The following is a 16,274-nucleotide window of genomic DNA, read 5'->3' on the forward strand; positions in this document are numbered from 1 at the left end:
CGGGTTGGGCGATTGGGCTTGCACTCGCCTACCCGGAGTGCTAATCATTGGCGTTAGCACTCACAGTGTGAGAGTGACAGCGGACTGGGTCGGTGAGGCCCCCGGGAGCGGTAGGGGAAAGGACCCCCGCACACCAGGGCCGTCCGTCGCGGGCACCCCTTGGTCCGAGCAGTCGACCGTGTCCCGGAGGACCACTTCTGATGGCCAAGATCATCGCCTTTGATGAGGAAGCTCGCCGCGGCCTTGAGCGTGGCATGAACCAGCTCGCCGACGCGGTGAAGGTCACGCTCGGCCCCAAGGGCCGCAACGTCGTGCTGGAGAAGAAGTGGGGCGCCCCCACGATCACCAACGACGGTGTCTCCATCGCCAAGGAGATCGAGCTCGAGGACCCCTACGAGAAGATCGGCGCGGAGCTCGTCAAGGAGGTCGCCAAGAAGACCGACGACGTCGCGGGTGACGGCACCACCACCGCCACCGTGCTGGCCCAGGCGCTCGTTCGCGAGGGTCTGCGCAACGTCGCCGCCGGCGCCAACCCGATGGCCCTGAAGCGCGGTATCGAGAAGGCCGTCCAGGCCGTCTCGGACCAGCTGCTGGCCCAGGCCAAGGACGTGGAGACCAAGGAGCAGATCGCCTCCACCGCCTCCATCTCGGCCGCCGACACCCAGATCGGCGAGCTCATCGCCGAGGCCATGGACAAGGTCGGCAAGGAAGGCGTCATCACCGTCGAGGAGAGCAACACCTTCGGTCTGGAGCTCGAGCTCACCGAGGGCATGCGCTTCGACAAGGGCTACATCTCCGCCTACTTCGCCACCGACCTGGAGCGGATGGAGGCGACGTTCGAGGACCCGTACATCCTCATCGCCAACTCCAAGATCGGCTCGGTCAAGGACCTGCTCCCGCTGCTGGAGAAGGTCATGCAGAGCGGCAAGCCGCTCGTCATCATCGCCGAGGACGTCGAGGGCGAGGCCCTGTCGACCCTGGTCGTGAACAAGATCCGCGGCACCTTCAAGTCCGTCGCCGTCAAGGCCCCGGGCTTCGGCGACCGCCGCAAGGCCATGCTCGGCGACATCGCCATCCTCACCGGTGGCACCGTGATCTCCGAGGAGGTCGGCCTCAAGCTGGAGAACGCCGGCGTCGACCTGCTGGGCACCGCCCGCAAGGTGGTCATCACCAAGGACGAGACCACCATCGTCGACGGTGGCGGCGACAGCGACCAGGTCGCCGGCCGCGTGAACCAGATCCGTGCCGAGATCGAGAACAGCGACTCGGACTACGACCGCGAGAAGCTCCAGGAGCGCCTCGCCAAGCTGGCCGGCGGCGTGGCCGTCATCAAGGCCGGCGCGGCCACCGAGGTGGAGCTCAAGGAGCGCAAGCACCGCATCGAGGACGCCGTCCGCAACGCGAAGGCCGCCGTCGAGGAGGGCATCGTCGCCGGTGGTGGCGTCGCGCTGCTGCAGGCCGGTGTCGCGTTCGACAAGCTGGAGCTGGAGGGCGACGAGGCCACCGGTGCCAACATCGTCCGCGTGGCGCTGGAGGCCCCGATCAAGCAGATCGCGACCAACGCCGGCCTCGAGGGCGGTGTCGTGGTGGAGAAGGTGCGCAACCTCCCCGCCGGTCACGGCCTGAACGCCGCCACCAACACCTACGTCGACCTCATCGCCGAGGGCATCATCGACCCGGCGAAGGTCACCCGTTCCGCGCTGCAGAACGCCGCCTCCATCGCGGCGCTCTTCCTCACCACCGAGGCCGTCATCGCCGACAAGCCGGAGAAGGCCGCCGCGGCCGCCGGCGGCGGCATGCCGGGCGGTGACATGGACTTCTGATCCCCTCCGGGATCGGTCGTTTCCCGATCGCACGGGCGGTTCCCCTCGGGGAGCCGCCCGTGCGGCGTTGTGTCCGGCGCCGTTTTGGGACAATGGACGGATGGCTGCCACCGCTGATGACATCGAGACCGCCCTGCACAACGCGCGGGCGCTGATCCTGGCCGACCTGACCGCGCGGGACGTGGCGGACGCCGCCGTGGTGTCGCTGGTCGAGGACGCCGTGACGCACCGCCGGTGGTGGCTTGAGCAGTGGCCGGACGGCGCCGAGTACGTGCTCGGGCTGGTCGCCCAGGATGTCCAGGACGCGCTGCTGGAGGCCTACGGCCGCTGGCCGCTCTGCACCTCGTGCGCGGCCGATGGTGACCCGCACGCGCTGGGCGTCGAGCCCGAGCTGGGGCCGGAGCCGCACTGGGTCTGCGGCAAGGCGGGGGCGGTGGTGGCGCCCGTCGGCCGGCTCGACGGCTGATCCTGCCCCGGCCCGGCCCGGCGCCCCGTGCGCCGGGCCGGGCCTTCGCGCGTCCTGGGCGGGTCGGCCGGTCAACGGGTCGGCCGGTCAGTGAGCCGGCTGGTCAGCCGGTCGGCCGGTCAGTGAGTCAGCCTTCGAGCCGGTCGAGTTCGGCCGCCAGGTTGGCCCGGGCGGCGGCGTCGAAGCGCTCGCGGGCGAGGGGCGTGCGGTAGAGCGCGGGCAGGGCCAGGAGCCGGCGCAGGATGTCGGCCCGCCCGGCGCGGAAGTCCGGCTCCGGGACGAAGGCGTACTCCTCGCGCACCGCGGCCGCGTAGGCGGCGTACGCCCGCGGGTCGCCGCCGAGGACGGCGAGGTCCGCGTCGCAGAGCACCTCGCCGTCCCGGTCGCCGGGTTCGGGGCGGTGCGAGACGGTGAGCCGGACCAGACGGGCCACCTCGGCGGTCCGCGGCCCGGACAGGCCCGCCTCGGTGAGCGCCCGGACGGCGAGGGCGGCGCTGCGCTCCTCGTTCTCGGAGCGGTCCGGGCGGTAGACGGCGTCGTGGAACCAGGCGGCCAGCCGGACGGTGTCCGGGTCCTCGGCGTGCGCGGCGAGCACGTCCACGTGGCCGAGCACCGCCCGCAGGTGGGCGGTGGTGTGGTAGCGGCGCTGCGGTTCGGCCCAGCGGCCCAGCAGGTCGCGGCCGTACGGCGCGGGGTCGGCGCCGGCGCCGCAGCGGCGCAGCAGGGCGGTCCAGTCGGCGAGCAGGTCGGCCGGGACGGGGGCGGCGGGCTGGTTCGGCATGGGCTCATTCTGGCGGGTGCCGGTCGCGGCACGGGCGGAGTCCGGCGGGGCCACTGGACGCATATGTAGTTTGACGATATATGTAGTCCTATGACAGAACGAGCCATGCAGGAGCCGACGCTGCTTCTGCTCACCGCGCTGGCCGACGCGCCCAGACACGGCTACGCGCTCATCCAGGAGGTCACCGCGATCTCCGACGGCCGGGTGAAGATGCGCACCGGCACCCTCTACGGCGCGCTCGACCGGCTGCTCCAGCAGGGCCTGATCGAGGTCGCCGCCGAGGAGGTCGTGGACGGCCGGGCCCGGCGCAGCTACGCGCTGACGCCGGCCGGCCGCGGCGCGCTGGCGGCCGAGGCGGGGCGGCTGCGGGCCGTCGCCTCCGAGGCCGAGCGCAGGCTCTCCGCCGTGCTCTCGATGGTCAGGGGGGTCTTCGCGTGAGCATGCAGACCATCGACCGGCCGGTCGCCCTGCGGGCGGCGCTCCAGCTCTACCCGGCCCGCTACCGCCGCGAGCGCGGCGAGGAGCTGGCCGCGGTCTTCGCTGACACCACGGCGGAGGCGGACCGGCCCACCCTGCTGCGGGAGGCGCTGGACCTCGCCGCCTACGGCCTGCGGATGCGCGCCCGGCTGACCTCGGCGTCGGCGGCCGGGCGGCTGCTGGCGCTGGCGGTTCCGCTGGTGGCCGGCACCGCCGCGGGGGCCGCCCTCTACCCGTGGGTCAGCAACCCCGACCTGGTCGCCTGGCGGATCCAGGGGGCGCACTCCTCGGTCCTGCTGGCGCTGACCGTGTTCGCGCTGCCGGTGGCCTCGCTGCTGCTGGCGGTGGCCGCGGTGCTGGGGCACTGGACGGCGGCCCGGGTCCTGTCGGTCGCGGTGATCGGTGCCGGTCTGCTGAACCTGGCCGACTCCGTCCTGAGCGTGGAGTTCGTCGACTGGTGGTGGTTCTCCTACAGCTCCACCTCCGCGCTGCCGTTCGTGCTGTCCGGTCTGCTGGTGCTCGCCGCGCCGGGGGACCTGCTGGGCCGGCCGACCTGGCGGACCGCGGCCCTGGTGCCGCTGGGCGCGGTCGGGGGTCTGCTGGTGGTCAGCGCCCAGGGCGGCTGGGACACCCGGTACCTGATGAACGACCCGTGGGCCGCCCTGCTGCTGGCGGTTCCGCTGCTGCTGGTGTGCGCCGCGGCGCGCGGTTGGCTGGTGCCGGCGGCGATCGGGCTGGCGGTGCTGCCGCTCACCCTCTCGTTCAGCCTGTTCAGCCTCTGGGAGTCGGCCGGTGGGATCTGGAACCTGTTGGGGGTCGGCGCGGTCGGCGCGGCGTTCGTGGCGGTGGCCGGGATCGGCTGGCGGGGTATCGAGGGTCTGCGCCGCTCGGCTCTGTGACCGATCGGCCGTACGGGCCTCGCCGGGCGCCTCGCGATGTGGCAGGCTGTCTGATATGTCTAGACCAATTTTCGAAGTCATCGCGCTGACGCCCCAGGACGCCCAGGCCGCCGAGTCGGGCGGCGCCGACCGGCTCGAACTGGTCACGGACATGGCCGCCGACGGGCTCACTCCGTCGGTCGAGGACTTCGCCAAGATCCGGGCCGCCGTGGAGCTGCCGCTGCGCGTCATGCTGCGCGTCCGGGACGGCTTCGCGCCGGGCGACCTGGACGAGCTGGTGGCCCGGGCCGCCGCGCTGCGGGCCGAGGGCGCCGACGAGTTCGTCTTCGGCTTCCTGACGGCCGACGGCGCCGTCGACCTCGCCGCCACCGAGGCGGTCGCCGACGCGGTGGCGGGCTGCCGCTGGACGTTCCACCGGGCGATCGACCACAGCGCCGACCGGACCGCCCTCCGGGCGGCCCTCGGCGGGCTGTCCGGGCTGGACACCTACCTCACCTCGGGCGCGGTGGCCGGGGTGGACGCGGGCCGGGAGGTGCTGCTGGCCGAGCTGGCCAGGGCCGGCGAGCCGGGGTACGGGCAGCGGATCCTGATCGGCGGCGGCCTGCGGGCCGAACACCTGCCCGGTTTGCGGGCGGCGGGCTTCGACGGCTTCCACGTCGGCGGAGCGGTGCGGGTCGCCGGGTGGCAGTCCCCCGTGGACGCCTCCAAGGTCGCCGAGTGGCGGTCCCTGATCGATGGCTGAGCGTGAGAGCGCCGACAGCTGAGCGATCGGCGGTCCGCGACTCGACGCGCGAAGGGGACCGGCGGATACCGCCGGTCCCCTTTCGCGCGTCCCGGGCCCGGCGCGGTCAGCCCAGCCGGTCGGGCAGCGGCTCGGCGTGCAGCACCGTCAGCCCGGAGACGGCACGGGTCAGCGCCATGTACAGGCGGCGCAGGCCGGTCCGCTCGTCCGGCTCGCCGGCGACCACCGCGGCCGGCTCGTCCAGCACCACGTAGTCGTACTCCAGACCCTTGGCCAGCGAGGCCGGGACGAGGGTCAGCCGGGCCTCGGCGCTGGTCTCGGCGCCGGGGGAGAGGAACGGCAGGCCGGCCGCTGTGAGTGCCGCGGCGAGCAGCGGGACGCGCGCGTCGGCGGCGATCAGACCGGTCGAGCCCTCGTGCTCCAGGGCCCGGTGGCAGGCCTCGACGACCGCCTTCTCCAGCCCGTCGTCCGGGACGCGGGTGATCGTCAGCGAGCCGGGCGCCGCGCGCACGGACGTCGCGGGGGCGAGACCGGGGGCGATCGCGGGCAGCAGCCGGGAGGCGTAGGCGATGACCTCCTCGGGGACGCGGAAGCCCTTGGTCAGCTCCTCGATGTGAGCGGACGGCTTGCCCAGGTGGTGCAGCGCGTCCGGCCAGCTCGCCGTCGCCCAGGGGGTGGTGCCCTGGGCGAGATCGCCGAGGACGGTCGCCGAGCCCGTGGTGCAGCGGCGGCCGACGGCGCGGTACTGCATCGGGGAGAGGTCCTGGGCCTCGTCAAGCACCACGTGGCCGAGCGAGGGCGTGCGCTGGACCAGGTCGGTGGCCTCGTCCACCAGGACGGCGTCGGCCGGCGTCCAGCGGGCGGTCCGCACCGAGCGGCCGGGCTTGGACCAGAGCACCGTGCGCTGCTCCTCGGGGGTGAGGACGCCCTCCGCGCACCGCGCCAGGAACTCCGGGTCGGAGAGCAGCCGGTGCACCAGCCTGGCCGGATCGACCGGCGGCCAGCACTCCTTGACCGTCGCCTTCACCGCCGCGTTGCGGGCCACCGCGTCCTGCACCCGGTCGTCCGGCGCCTCGCCGCCCTGCTCCATCTTCAGCAGCACGGCGTGCGCGATCCGCTGGGGCAGGGCCTCCCGAGCCGCGCCGTAGCGGATGTCGCGGGCGGTCAGCTCCTCGACGATCTCGGCGAGCTCGTACACCGGCACGCGCCAGCGGCGGGAGCCGCGGACCACCACGCAGGGCTCGGTGGGCGCGGTGATGCCCGAACGCACGGCCCGGCGCAGCACCTCGGCCATCCGGGCGTCACCCTTCAGCCGGGCCGCCTCCGCGGTGTCCTCGCCGCGCACCTCCACGTGCGCCACCAGCTGCTGCACGGTGGCCTGGGCCACCTCCAGCTCGCCGAGGGCGGGCAGCACCTGCTCGATGTAGGAGAGGAAGGCGTTGTTGGGGCCGATCACCAGGGTGCCCGTGCGGGCGAGCCGCTCGCGGTGCGCGTACAGCAGGTAGGCCACGCGGTGCAGGCCCACGGCGGTCTTCCCGGTGCCGGGGGCGCCCTGGACGCAGACCGTGCCGGTGATGTCGGCGCGGACGATCTCGTCCTGCTCGGGCTGGATGGTGGCGACGATGTCGCGCATCGGGCCGACGCGGGGCTTCTCGATCTCGGCGGCGAGCAGCGCGGAGGAGGTGTCCGTCTCGGCCGGGTCGGTGAGGTGCTCGTCCTCGTAGGCGGTCAGCTCGCCGCCGGTGTAGCCGAAGCGGCGGCGGCGCTCGACGTCCATCGGCGCGGTGCGGCTGGCCCGGTAGAACGGCTGGGAGACCGGCGCGCGCCAGTCGATCACCATCGGGTCGCCGTCGTGGTCGTGGACGTGGCGGCGGCCGATGTAGAAGTTCTCGCCGCCGGAGCCCTCGGAGAGGTCCTCGCTGATCGCGTGCAGGTAGTCGAGGCGGCCGAAGAACAGCGGGGTGTGCGAGAGGTCGGCCAGGGCGGCGATCCGGGCCTCGATCTGGTTCTGGAGCACGACGGCGGTGACCCAGGTGCCGGTCACGTCGCTGATGTCCAGGGACTCGACGTCCTCGCGCATCGCGCGCAGCGCGGCCCGGGAGGCGGCCAGGTGGTCGCGTTCGCGCTGGAGGGGGTCGGTGGTGGGGGTGGCGGGCACAGCGAACCTTCCCGGCTGCCCCGGAGACGGGCGCAGCGGATCGTTGGAGCTCACGGTGGATACAGCCGACCGGTTGCCGTGCGGTCGGCGCCTCCCCCGGCTGCCTGCGCGACTCAGCAGGTACCACGGTTCGGGAGGGGGCAGACGAGTGATCCTAGACCCGGCGGCCTCGGGGTTCCACCCCGTTCCCCCTCCGGGGCCCTCAGGGCCTGCGTACACCTGGAGGACGACCTACGTCCTGCCCGGTACGGCCTTTGGGGTGATGTGCTTCGGGCGGGCGGAAACTACCGTGGAACACATGAGCACCGTACACATCACGGCGCCGCGAGTGCCGTCCCAGAAGTCCGCCCCCGCCCGCCCGGCCGGGGCCACCGCCGCGGTCGGCCCCGGACACCGCCGCTCCCCGCTGACCACGGCCGTCCGCAACGTCGGCATCGCGCTCGACACCGCCGCGCGCGTGGTCTTCCTCGGGCGCGACGGCGTCAAGTACTGAGCGCCGCCGGGAGTTACAGCACGTCGTCCGCGTCGATGATGCGGTAGGCGTAGCCCTGCTCCGCCAGGAAGCGCTGGCGGTGGGCGGCGAAGTCCTGGTCGACGGTGTCGCGGGCCACCACCGAGTAGAAGTGCGCCGAGTGCCCGTCCGCCTTGGGGCGCAGGACGCGGCCGAGCCGCTGGGCCTCCTCCTGGCGGGAGCCGAAGGTCCCGGAGACCTGGATGGCGACGGTCGCCTCGGGCAGGTCGATGGAGAAGTTGGCGACCTTGGAGACGACCAGGACGCTGATCTCCTTGGTGCGGAAGGCCTCGAAGAGCTTCTCCCGCTGGGCGTTGCTGGTCTCGCCCTTGATCACCGGGGCGTCCAGCACCTCGCCGAGCTCGTCGAGCTGGTCGATGTACTGGCCGATGATCAGGGTCTGGTCCTTCTCGTGCTTCTTCACCAGCGCCTCCACCACCCGGCGCTTGGTCGCCGTGGTGGCGCAGAACCGGTAGCGCTCCTCGGGCTCGGCGGTCGCGTAGGAGAGCCGCTCGGAGTCGGTGAGGGTGACCCGGACCTCGCAGCAGTCGGCGGGCGCGATGTAGCCCTGCGCCTCGATCTCCTTCCAGGGCGCGTCGAAGCGCTTGGGGCCGATGAGCGAGAAGACGTCGCCCTCGCGCCCGTCCTCGCGGACCAGGGTGGCGGTCAGGCCGAGCCGGCGGCGGGCCTGGAGGTCGGCGGTGAACTTGAAGACCGGCGCGGGCAGCAGGTGGACCTCGTCGTAGACGACCAGGCCCCAGTTGCGGGCGTCGAAGAGTTCGAGGTGGGCGTAGACGCCCTTCCGCTTGGTGGTCATCACCTGGTAGGTGGCGATGGTGACCGGGCGGATCTCCTTGCGCGTCCCGCTGTACTCGCCGATCTCGTCCTCGGTGAGCGAGGTGCGCTTGACCAGCTCGTGCTTCCACTGCCGCGCCGAGACGGTGTTGGTGACCAGGATCAGGGTGGTCGACTTGGCCTCGGCCATCGCCGCCGCGCCGACCAGCGTCTTGCCGGCGCCGCAGGGCAGCACGACCACCCCCGAGCCGCCGTGCCAGAACCCCTCGACGGCCTGGGCCTGGTAGGGGCGCAGCTGCCAGCCGTTCTGGTCCAGCTCGATCGGGTGCGCCTCGCCGTCCACGTACCCGGCGAAGTCCTCGGCGGGCCAGCCGAGTTTGAGCAGGACCTGCTTGATCTGGCCGCGCTCGGAGGGGTGCACGACGACGGTGTCCGGATCGATCCGGGCGCCGACCAGCGGGGCGATCTTCTTGGAGCGCAGCACCTCCTCCAGCACCGGCCGGTCGGTGGTGGAGAGCACCAGCCCGTGGACGGGGTGCTTGGTGAGCTTGAGCCGGCCGTAGCGGGCCATCGTGTCGGCCACGTCCACCAGCAGCGCGTGCGGCACCGGGTAGCGGGAGAAGTTGACCAGGGCGTCGACCACCTGCTCGGCGTCGTGCCCGGCGGCACGGGCGTTCCACAGCCCGAGCGGGGTCACCCGGTAGGTGTGCACGTGCTCGGGCGCGCGCTCCAGCTCGGCGAACGGCGCGATGGCGCGACGGCAGTCGGAGGCCCTGGGGTGGTCGATCTCCAGAAGAAGAGTTTTGTCGCTCTGGACGATGAGCGGTCCGTCGTTCACGCGGGGAAGCCCTCCACTGGCTGACAGGTCTGCAGGGACGCAGACCCTCCAGTGTCGCGCATTCCGCCGCGAACCCGGAGGGCTACTTCCACTCGTGCACGGTGACCTTGCCGGTGCCGCTGCCGTCGGTGTCGTACTCGAAGAGTCCGACGGTGTCGTTGAGCTGGGCGAAGGACTCGGACTGGCTCTCGAAGAAGATCGCGCCGCGCCACGCCATGGCGCCGCCGGGGCCGGTGAAGCGGCCGATGCCGCTGCCGTGCCAGCTGTAGCCCTCGCCGCGCTCGCTCATGCCCACGCCCTGGCCCTCGCCGAACAGCGTGCCGTCCGAGCGAAGCTGCGACTCGTAGGTGGCGAACTCCCTGACCCCGACGCCGAGGACGTCGCCGGTCGCCTCGAACGAGACCTCGACCACGGGATGGATGCCGTCCGTGGTGGCCAGCACCCGCCGGCCGGTGTCCCTGGTGGTCTGCGTGACTATCCGGTTGCCGAGCACGATGACTCCCTTCGCGAGCCCCCACCTTCCGGAGTACGCCGGGTGCGACCGGCTCGTCAACCGCGGGCAGTGACCGGTGGACCGGTCGGTCGTTGTGCGGGGCATGAACAAGTCGAAGCGCGCCCTCACCGCCCTCGCCCTCCTCGGTTCGGCCTTCGCCGCGACCGCCTCCTCCGCCGGCTCGGCGCACGCCCTCGCGGGCATCGGCGAGGGCCCGGGCGGGCTGATGGCCGCCCCCGCCTTCCTGCTCGCGGACACCGTCGGCGGCGGCAGCCTGCCGGTCGGCCAGGGGGACATCGCGGCCATGGCCGACAAGGCGATGCAGGAGAAGGCGAAGGAGCAGGCCGCCAAGCAGGGGCACTGACCGCCGGTCGCCGGGCGGTTGCCCCGGGAGGGCGCTACTCCTCCAGCTCGGCCACGCCGGTGATCCGGTGCAGGGCGAACGTGCGGAGTTCGTCCGCGTGGTGGTCGAAGGCGGTGACGAAGCCGCCTTCGACCTTGACCGGGTCGATGATGCGCTGGCTGGCGATCCCCTCGGCGTTCAGGTAGCCGATCCACATCCGCTCGCCGAGCAGGACGGCGGTCTGGAGCGAGGCGAGGGTCTCGGCCGCCGCCGTGCGGGGGAGCCGGCGCGGGTCGGGGGCCGGCTCCCGGCGGACGGCGGTGGCGGCGCGGTCGCCGGCCCGGATCGCCTTGATGGCGGCGGCGAGCAGGACGTCGTCGGGCGTCGGAGGACCGTCCGGTACCGGTACGGGGGCCGCGCGCGGCGGGGTGCGGTGGCTGTCCGGGCGGGTGATCAGGACGTCGCCCTCGGCGGACTCGGCCGCGGGCGCGTAGCCCATGGTGCGCAGGGTGGCGAGCAGGACGTCCGGCGCGGCCTGGGAGGCCAGGACCGTCGGGGCGAGCAGGCGCAGCCGCAGGTCGACGGAGCGCCGGTCGGCCAGCACCTCGCCCAGCAGCGCCGGGTCGTCGCAGCGCAGGTACGAGGAGGCGGCGCCGACCCGCAGGATGCCGTGCCGCCGGGCCACGTCGTCGATCAGGTAGCTGAGCGGCTGCGGGACGGGCGTGCGGGAGTGCTGCTCCAGGAAGGCCTGGAGGTCGGCGGCGCTTCGGCCGGCGTCGAGGGCGCGGCGGACCGACTCGGGGGTGAACCGGTAGACGGTCGCGCCGCCCTTGGACTCGATGTCGGCGCAGAGCGCGAGCGCCTGGGCGAGCGGGGTGAGCAGCGGGCCGGGCGCGATCGCGGTGAGGTCCGGCTGGAGGATCACGTGGTCCAGCGGGCGCGGCAGCAGCGGGGCGAGCACCTCGGCCGGGTCGGCCTCGGCGGTGAGCAGCGCGCGGCCGGGGGAGGCCAGTGCGCCGCGGCCGGTGATGCCGAGCAGTTCGGCCTCGGCGAGGGTCCAGCCGACGAGGTCGTCCCGGAGGTCGCGCCCCGGACCGGCGGTCGGCTGCGCCCCGGCGCCGCCGTGCGGCCCGTCGGCGGCGGGCCGGGCGGTGACCGGTCCGCCGCGCAGCGGGCGCTGCCACCGCAGGGTGGGCAGCAGTTCGTCGGCGGTGGCGGGGGTGCCGGGCGGCAGCTCGGCGAGCAGGGCGAGGGCGGCCCGGCGCACCGACGGGGCCAGGGTGCGGTCGAGTTCGGGGCCGAGGGCGGCGCGCGGCTTGCCCTTGCCGTCCGGGGTGCCGGTGAGGGCCGGGACGCGGGTGGCGGTGAGCCAGCCGGCGGCCAGGGCGGCCCAGCGGTCGGCGGTGTCCTGCTGGAGCCAGCCGTCGTACGCCGGGGTGGGGGACCAGCGCTCGTCGGCCTCGCCGTCCGGGGCCAGCAGGCCCGCCGTGTAGGCGAGTTCGAGCCAGAACGCGGTCTGCTGCTCGGTGCTCTCCAGGGTCTGGGCGGTGCGCTTGAGGTCGCGGACGCCGAGGCCGCCGGCGCGCAGGGTCGGCGGCGGGTTGAGGCCCCAGAGGTCGAGTAGCTCCTCGACGGTCCGGACGGCGGTGTACGCCTGCCCGGCGGCGGCGCCGTCCACAGCCTGGGGATCGCGCGCGGCGGCGGCCGGGGCCGGTTCGGGCTGGACCGGCTCGACCAGGCGGTGGGTGCGGCCGCCGCGCAGGTGCAGGGCGAGCTCACGGGGCAGCACCACGCTGCCGGGGCTGCTCGGCAGCAGCAGGCCGCGGGCCAGCAGCCACTCGACCGGGCTCTGCGCGTCCTCGGCGGTGACCGGGCGGGTGGCGTCCGGGACGGTGCCGGTGGGCGGGCCCCAGACCAGGCGGTCCAGCAGGCGCAGGGCCGGCTCGGGGGCGGTGGCGAGCAGCGCGTCGCACCGGGCGCGATCGGTCAGCAGGGCGGTGAGCGCGGCGACGGCGGTCACCGGGTCGGGCGTCGGCGGCTGCCCGGCGGAGACCAGCAACTGCTGGATCCGGGCCGGGGACATCCCGGCGGTCGCGTCGGCGAGCGTCGGGCCGAGGCCGGTGCGGCCGGGGTTCGCGGCGGTCGGCGCGAGTGCCTCGCGGGCGGCGATGACCAGTCGCAGCCCGTTGTCGGGGCCCCAGAGCAGCGCCCGGTCGCGCAGGGTGGCGAGGGCGCGGGGGAGCGCGGCGGTGACGGCGGCCCGGTCGGCCGTGCTCAGCGGGGTGGCGCCCGGGTGCGGCTTGACCTTGGCGGGGCCGGTCAGCAGGGTCCGGACGGTCGCCGGGGGCGCGCCGTCGGGGGCGGCGGCCAGGGCCTCGGCGACCTGGAGGGTGAAGCGGTCCAGCCGTTCCAGGGCGCGCAGTGCGGAGGCCCGGGAGGAGAGCCGGGCGGCGAGCTGGGTGAGGTCGCCGGGGACGGGGTTGAGCAGGTCGGGGCGGGACCGGAGCAGGGCGGCGAGGTCGTCGTCCGCGCGGCTGCGGAGCTCCTCGGCGAGGGTGCGGGGGCCGGCGGGCGCTTTGCCGGTGCGTTGGGGGCCCTGCTGTGTGGTCATTCGACCTAGGTTAGTCGGGTCGGGTGGTGGTGGGGATCCGTCGTCGGAGGGTGATCCGGCCGTGGTCGCCCGGGAGCGCGAGGCGGTGGACCGGCCGGTGGGCGGACCGGGCTCGCGTGGGCGGGGGCCGGGTGGGTAGCGTCACGAGCAGCGGGGATCCGCGGGGCCCGGCGCGGTCCCGCGCGGTCCCGCGAGGTCTTCGGGGACGGGCTCGGGCGAGGCGGGGTGCTGGGTGATGGCGGACGGCGAGTGGTGGCGCAGGCGCGGGCCGTGGAGCGAGCCGTCCGGCGGCGGTGACGGCGCGGGCGGTGGGACGGGTGACGGCGCGGGCGGTGCCGGTGCGGCCGGTGGTTCCGGCGGCCCGGCGAACGAGGACAGCGTGTACGCCACCGGCGCGCCGGTGGTGCCCCCGCGCCCCTCCGCCCCGCCCGCGCCCCCGCGGTCGGCCGGTCCGGAGGACCAGGGCTCGCCGTGGGTGGCGGAGTCGTTCCGGGACGCCCCGGCCGACCCGGACGCCCTGCCGTCCCCGCAGCTGTACGCGTCCTCCGACGCCGGGGGGTGGGATCTGGTGATGCTCAACTTCTCGGACGGTCCGGGGGCGGCGATCACGCCGATCCCGGAGCAGCGGGCGGAGGACGGGGAGGCGGCCGGGGCGGCCGGGCCGCCCGCCGCGCCCGACCCGGCCGAGGGCAAGGACAAGGGCAAGAACAAGGACAAGGGCGCGAGCGGGCCGGGAGCCGGGGGCCGGGCGCGGGGCCGGGGGAAGACGCCGCCGCCCGAGGCCGCCGCCGCGCCCCCGAAGCCGTCGGCGATGGCCGGCCGCCGCCCGTCGCCGCTCCTGCTGCTCGCCTCGGTGACGCTGGTCGGCGGAGCCGTCAGCGGCCAGATCGTGGTGATGCTGGTGGGCTGGGCGCTCGGCTACATGTCCCGTCAACTGAGCGATCTCACCAGGAAGTTCGCCATTCTCGGGATCCCGCTGGCCACGATCAGCGGGACCAGTCTCTGGTACTGGGGCCGGGCCCAGGGGCGCTGGGGCGGGGGGCTCCAGCCCGGGCAGCCGGCCGGCGAGATCGCCTGGTCGGCGGCCCCGGGCGTGATCCGCCTCGCGGCCGTGCTGTCGGCGCTGTTCCTGCTCGGCATGGCGCTGAAGAAGCGGGCCCAGCCGGAGGGTTGAGCCGCCCCCGGCCGGGTGGCGCGCCGGCCCGGCCCGGTCCGCTCCTGGCCGTCCCGGTGCGCTCAGCCGCGCTCGCGCTCCACCCGCAGGGCGCCGAGCAGCCCCGGGAAGGCCTCCTCGAACTCCTCGCGGCGCAGCGCGTTCAGCCGCGAGGTGCCGACGTAGTACTGGCGGATCAGCCCGGCCTCGCGCAACACGTGGAAGTGGTGGGTGGCGGTGGACTTGCTGACCGGCAGGTCGATCGTCCCGCAGGCGAGGTCCTCGACGGCGGTGTCCAGCTCGGCGACGATCCGGCGCCGGACCGGGTCGACCAGGGCCTCCAGGACCTGCTGAAGACCGATCTCCCGGACGTCCGGGTGCGGCGGGATGCGGTGCTGCTGCCCGCCGCGCTGTGCTGCTGCCATGGTTCGGCCACCTCCGGCGCCCATGGTACGGCAGACGTCAAAGTACGACGATGGTCGAAGTTTGACAGCTGACGCCCTTTCGGATCTAGTGAGACGCGGCGGCGCGTGGTCCGCACCGCCGTCACCGACCGGAAGGGGGCGATGCGCGATGGCCAGGACAGTGCGGTTCCACGAGCACGGCGGGCCGGAGGTACTGCGGCTGGAGGACGTCGAGGTCGGCTCGCCGGGCCCCGGCGAGCTGCTGATCCGGGTGGACGCGATCGGGATCAACCGGGCCGAGGCGCTGTTCCGCCGGGGTACCTACCTGGAGGCGCCCCGGAGCTTCCCCGCCGGGCTCGGCGCCGAGGCGGCGGGCGTGGTCGAGACCGTCGGGGCCGGGGTGGCCGGGTTCGAACCGGGGCAGCCGGTCAGCGTGGTGCCCGCGTTCTCGATGAACGACTACCCCGTCTACGCCGAGCGCGCGATCGTCCCCGCGGCGGCCGTGCTGCACCGGCCCGCCGGGCTCGGCGCGGTCGAGGGCGCGGCGGTCTGGATGCCCTATGTGACCGCCTACGGCGCGCTGGTGGAGGTCGGCGGCCTGCGGGCGGGGGACACGGTCGTGCTGACCGCCGCCTCCAGCAGTGTGGGCCTGGCCGCGATCCAGATCGCCCGCCGGGCGGGGGCGGTCCCGATCGCCACCACCCGGACCGGGGCCAAGCGGGAGGCCCTGCTCAAGGCCGGGGCGGCCGAGGTGATCGTCACCGAGGAGGAGGAGATCAGCGCGCGGGTGCTGGCCCTGACCTCGGGCCGGGGCGCCGAACTCGTCTTCGACGCCGTCGCCGGCCCCGGTGTGACGGACCTCGTCCGGGCGACCGCCGCCGGCGGCACCGTGCTGCTCTACGGCTGGCTGAGCGGCGAGCCGACGCCCTACCCGAACCTCGACCTCGGCATGCCCGCGGTGAACATCCGCAGCTACGTGATCCACGAGACGACCCGCGACCCGGAGCGGCTGCGCCGCGCGGAGGCCTTCGTCACCTCCGGCCTGCGCACCGGCTCCCTCGCCCCGGTGGTGGACCGGGTCTTCGGCCTGGACGAGGTCGCCGAGGCCCACCGCTACCTGGAGGCCGGCAACCAGCTCGGCAAGATCGTGGTCTCCGTCGACCACTGAGGCGCCGCGGTGCCGGCCGGCAGCGCGGATTCGCCGCCGGTGCGGGAGCGGGAAGTCGGCGGGTCCGACGTCCCGCTCCCGGCGCCGACCCGGAGGTCAGTCGTCCTCGGGGAAGAAGAAGTCCTGGGTCTGCCGCCGGTAGGGCGCCGGCACGGCGGCCAGGCGGTGCGCCGGCCAGAGGTCGGAGCGCTCGCTCAGGGTCAGTTCGCCGCCCTGGCGGACCAGCCAGACGTCCTCGTAGTCGAGGTGCAGCGCGGCGTCGCCGGGGACCCGGCCGAGCAGGCCGAGCGTCAGCCGGACGGTGTCGTCCTGCTGGTCGGAGACGTCGGCCGCCTTGTCGAGGCGGAAGGCCACCGAGACGGTCGCGCCGAAGGGGCGCCCGCCGATCAGCGGGTCCCCCCACGGGATCGCCTTGGTCGCCACCACCCTGATCCAGGTGCCGCGGGCGGTGACGGCGCCGTCGGAGACCAGGGTGCCGGCGTCCTCCCCGGCGCCGAACAGCGCCTGCGGACGGGCGATTTCGTCGAGCTTCTCTGCGACCTCGGCCGCGGTGAGCGGGGTCACCAGGTCGAGGCTGTAGGCAATAGCCATGCTGGGCGTCTCTCTCGGTTC

General features: G+C 74.4%; 16 protein-coding genes. 9 read left to right on the forward strand and 7 right to left on the reverse strand.

Going from position 1 to position 16,274, the window contains the following annotated elements:
* Nucleotides 1–200: 200 nt before the first annotated feature.
* Both groL and OG618_RS21450 read left to right on the forward strand, forming a co-directional pair.
* The gene (gene groL / locus OG618_RS21445) at nt 201–1,823 is read left to right on the forward strand and encodes a chaperonin GroEL (RefSeq protein WP_329489149.1); all 1,623 of its coding nucleotides are present in this window, start codon (nt 201–203) and stop codon (nt 1,821–1,823) included.
* A gap of 100 nt (nt 1,824–1,923) precedes the next feature.
* Nucleotides 1,924–2,289: a hypothetical protein gene (locus tag OG618_RS21450; protein ID WP_329489150.1), complete on the forward strand. Its 366-nt coding sequence runs from the start codon at nt 1,924–1,926 to the stop codon at nt 2,287–2,289.
* Between the two features lie 127 nt (nt 2,290–2,416).
* Here OG618_RS21450 and OG618_RS21455 read toward each other — a convergent pair whose 3' ends face one another.
* The gene (locus OG618_RS21455; RefSeq protein WP_329489151.1) at nt 2,417–3,070 is read right to left on the reverse strand and encodes an HD domain-containing protein; all 654 of its coding nucleotides are present in this window, start codon (nt 3,068–3,070) and stop codon (nt 2,417–2,419) included.
* Between the two features lie 90 nt (nt 3,071–3,160).
* On the opposite strand from OG618_RS21455, the gene OG618_RS21460 reads away from it, so the two are divergent.
* The 3 genes from OG618_RS21460 to OG618_RS21470 are packed head-to-tail and all read left to right on the forward strand — an operon-like array spanning nt 3,161 to nt 5,188.
* On the forward strand, nt 3,161–3,508 hold the full coding sequence (locus tag OG618_RS21460; RefSeq protein ID WP_329489152.1) for a PadR family transcriptional regulator: 348 nt from the start codon (nt 3,161–3,163) through the stop codon (nt 3,506–3,508).
* On the forward strand, nt 3,505–4,446 hold the full coding sequence (locus tag OG618_RS21465) for a hypothetical protein (RefSeq protein WP_329489153.1): 942 nt from the start codon (nt 3,505–3,507) through the stop codon (nt 4,444–4,446). Before OG618_RS21460 ends, OG618_RS21465 begins: the two co-directional genes overlap by 4 nt.
* Before the next feature lie 55 nt (nt 4,447–4,501).
* Entirely contained in the window at nt 4,502–5,188 is a 687-nt protein-coding gene (locus OG618_RS21470; protein WP_329489154.1) for a copper homeostasis protein CutC, read from the forward strand.
* Between the two features lie 106 nt (nt 5,189–5,294).
* Here OG618_RS21470 and OG618_RS21475 read toward each other — a convergent pair whose 3' ends face one another.
* Complete coding sequence (locus OG618_RS21475) at nt 5,295–7,346, reverse strand: HelD family protein (protein ID WP_329489155.1); 2,052 nt, start codon at nt 7,344–7,346, stop codon at nt 5,295–5,297.
* A 298-nt stretch (nt 7,347–7,644) separates the two neighbouring features.
* Between OG618_RS21475 and OG618_RS21480 the strand changes: the two genes are divergently transcribed.
* Nucleotides 7,645–7,839: a hypothetical protein gene (locus tag OG618_RS21480; protein WP_329489156.1), complete on the forward strand. Its 195-nt coding sequence runs from the start codon at nt 7,645–7,647 to the stop codon at nt 7,837–7,839.
* Nucleotides 7,840–7,852: 13 nt separating this feature from the next.
* Here OG618_RS21480 and OG618_RS21485 read toward each other — a convergent pair whose 3' ends face one another.
* Both OG618_RS21485 and OG618_RS21490 read right to left on the reverse strand, forming a co-directional pair.
* Nucleotides 7,853–9,490, reverse strand: a complete 1,638-nt coding sequence (locus tag OG618_RS21485) for a DNA repair helicase XPB (protein WP_329489157.1) — start codon at nt 9,488–9,490, stop codon at nt 7,853–7,855.
* Between the two features lie 82 nt (nt 9,491–9,572).
* A complete protein-coding gene (locus tag OG618_RS21490; RefSeq protein ID WP_329489158.1) occupies nt 9,573–9,983 on the reverse strand; it encodes a hypothetical protein in 411 nt (136 codons plus the stop codon).
* A gap of 103 nt (nt 9,984–10,086) precedes the next feature.
* Here OG618_RS21490 and OG618_RS21495 point away from each other — a divergent pair, with 103 nt between their 5' ends.
* On the forward strand, nt 10,087–10,347 hold the full coding sequence (locus OG618_RS21495; RefSeq protein ID WP_329489159.1) for a hypothetical protein: 261 nt from the start codon (nt 10,087–10,089) through the stop codon (nt 10,345–10,347).
* Nucleotides 10,348–10,381: 34 nt separating this feature from the next.
* Here the strand turns inward: OG618_RS21495 and OG618_RS21500 are convergent, their stop codons facing one another.
* Nucleotides 10,382–12,937, reverse strand: coding sequence for a helicase C-terminal domain-containing protein (locus tag OG618_RS21500; RefSeq protein ID WP_329489160.1), 2,556 nt, complete (start codon nt 12,935–12,937; stop codon nt 10,382–10,384).
* 235 nt (nt 12,938–13,172) lie between these two features.
* Here OG618_RS21500 and OG618_RS21505 point away from each other — a divergent pair, with 235 nt between their 5' ends.
* A complete protein-coding gene (locus OG618_RS21505; protein WP_329489161.1) occupies nt 13,173–14,111 on the forward strand; it encodes a hypothetical protein in 939 nt (312 codons plus the stop codon).
* Nucleotides 14,112–14,173: 62 nt separating this feature from the next.
* Here the strand turns inward: OG618_RS21505 and OG618_RS21510 are convergent, their stop codons facing one another.
* Nucleotides 14,174–14,515 carry an ArsR/SmtB family transcription factor gene (locus OG618_RS21510; RefSeq protein WP_329489162.1) on the reverse strand — a complete coding sequence of 114 codons (342 nt, stop codon included), beginning with the start codon at nt 14,513–14,515 and terminating at the stop codon, nt 14,174–14,176.
* 148 nt (nt 14,516–14,663) lie between these two features.
* Between OG618_RS21510 and OG618_RS21515 the strand changes: the two genes are divergently transcribed.
* The gene (locus OG618_RS21515; protein ID WP_329489163.1) at nt 14,664–15,662 is read left to right on the forward strand and encodes a zinc-dependent alcohol dehydrogenase family protein; all 999 of its coding nucleotides are present in this window, start codon (nt 14,664–14,666) and stop codon (nt 15,660–15,662) included.
* A gap of 96 nt (nt 15,663–15,758) precedes the next feature.
* Here the strand turns inward: OG618_RS21515 and OG618_RS21520 are convergent, their stop codons facing one another.
* Nucleotides 15,759–16,253, reverse strand: coding sequence for a SitI3 family protein (locus OG618_RS21520; protein ID WP_329489164.1), 495 nt, complete (start codon nt 16,251–16,253; stop codon nt 15,759–15,761).
* Between the last annotated feature and the right edge of the window lie 21 nt (nt 16,254–16,274).

The sequence above is a fragment of the Kitasatospora sp. NBC_01246 genome, assembly GCF_036226505.1.
Taxonomy (GTDB): Bacteria; Actinomycetota; Actinomycetes; order Streptomycetales; family Streptomycetaceae; genus Kitasatospora.

Coding starts and splice junctions, on each gene's coding strand:
- groL (WP_329489149.1), top strand. CDS start 201: ATGGCCAAGATCATCGCCTTTGATGAGGAAGCTCGCCGCGGCCTTGAG.
- OG618_RS21450 (WP_329489150.1), top strand. CDS start 1,924: ATGGCTGCCACCGCTGATGACATCGAGACCGCCCTGCACAACGCGCGG.
- OG618_RS21455 (WP_329489151.1), bottom strand. CDS start 3,070: ATGCCGAACCAGCCCGCCGCCCCCGTCCCGGCCGACCTGCTCGCCGAC.
- OG618_RS21460 (WP_329489152.1), top strand. CDS start 3,161: ATGACAGAACGAGCCATGCAGGAGCCGACGCTGCTTCTGCTCACCGCG.
- OG618_RS21470 (WP_329489154.1), top strand. CDS start 4,502: ATGTCTAGACCAATTTTCGAAGTCATCGCGCTGACGCCCCAGGACGCC.
- OG618_RS21480 (WP_329489156.1), top strand. CDS start 7,645: ATGAGCACCGTACACATCACGGCGCCGCGAGTGCCGTCCCAGAAGTCC.
- OG618_RS21495 (WP_329489159.1), top strand. CDS start 10,087: ATGAACAAGTCGAAGCGCGCCCTCACCGCCCTCGCCCTCCTCGGTTCG.
- OG618_RS21500 (WP_329489160.1), bottom strand. CDS start 12,937: ATGACCACACAGCAGGGCCCCCAACGCACCGGCAAAGCGCCCGCCGGC.
- OG618_RS21505 (WP_329489161.1), top strand. CDS start 13,173: ATGGCGGACGGCGAGTGGTGGCGCAGGCGCGGGCCGTGGAGCGAGCCG.
- OG618_RS21510 (WP_329489162.1), bottom strand. CDS start 14,515: ATGGCAGCAGCACAGCGCGGCGGGCAGCAGCACCGCATCCCGCCGCAC.
- OG618_RS21515 (WP_329489163.1), top strand. CDS start 14,664: ATGGCCAGGACAGTGCGGTTCCACGAGCACGGCGGGCCGGAGGTACTG.
- OG618_RS21520 (WP_329489164.1), bottom strand. CDS start 16,253: ATGGCTATTGCCTACAGCCTCGACCTGGTGACCCCGCTCACCGCGGCC.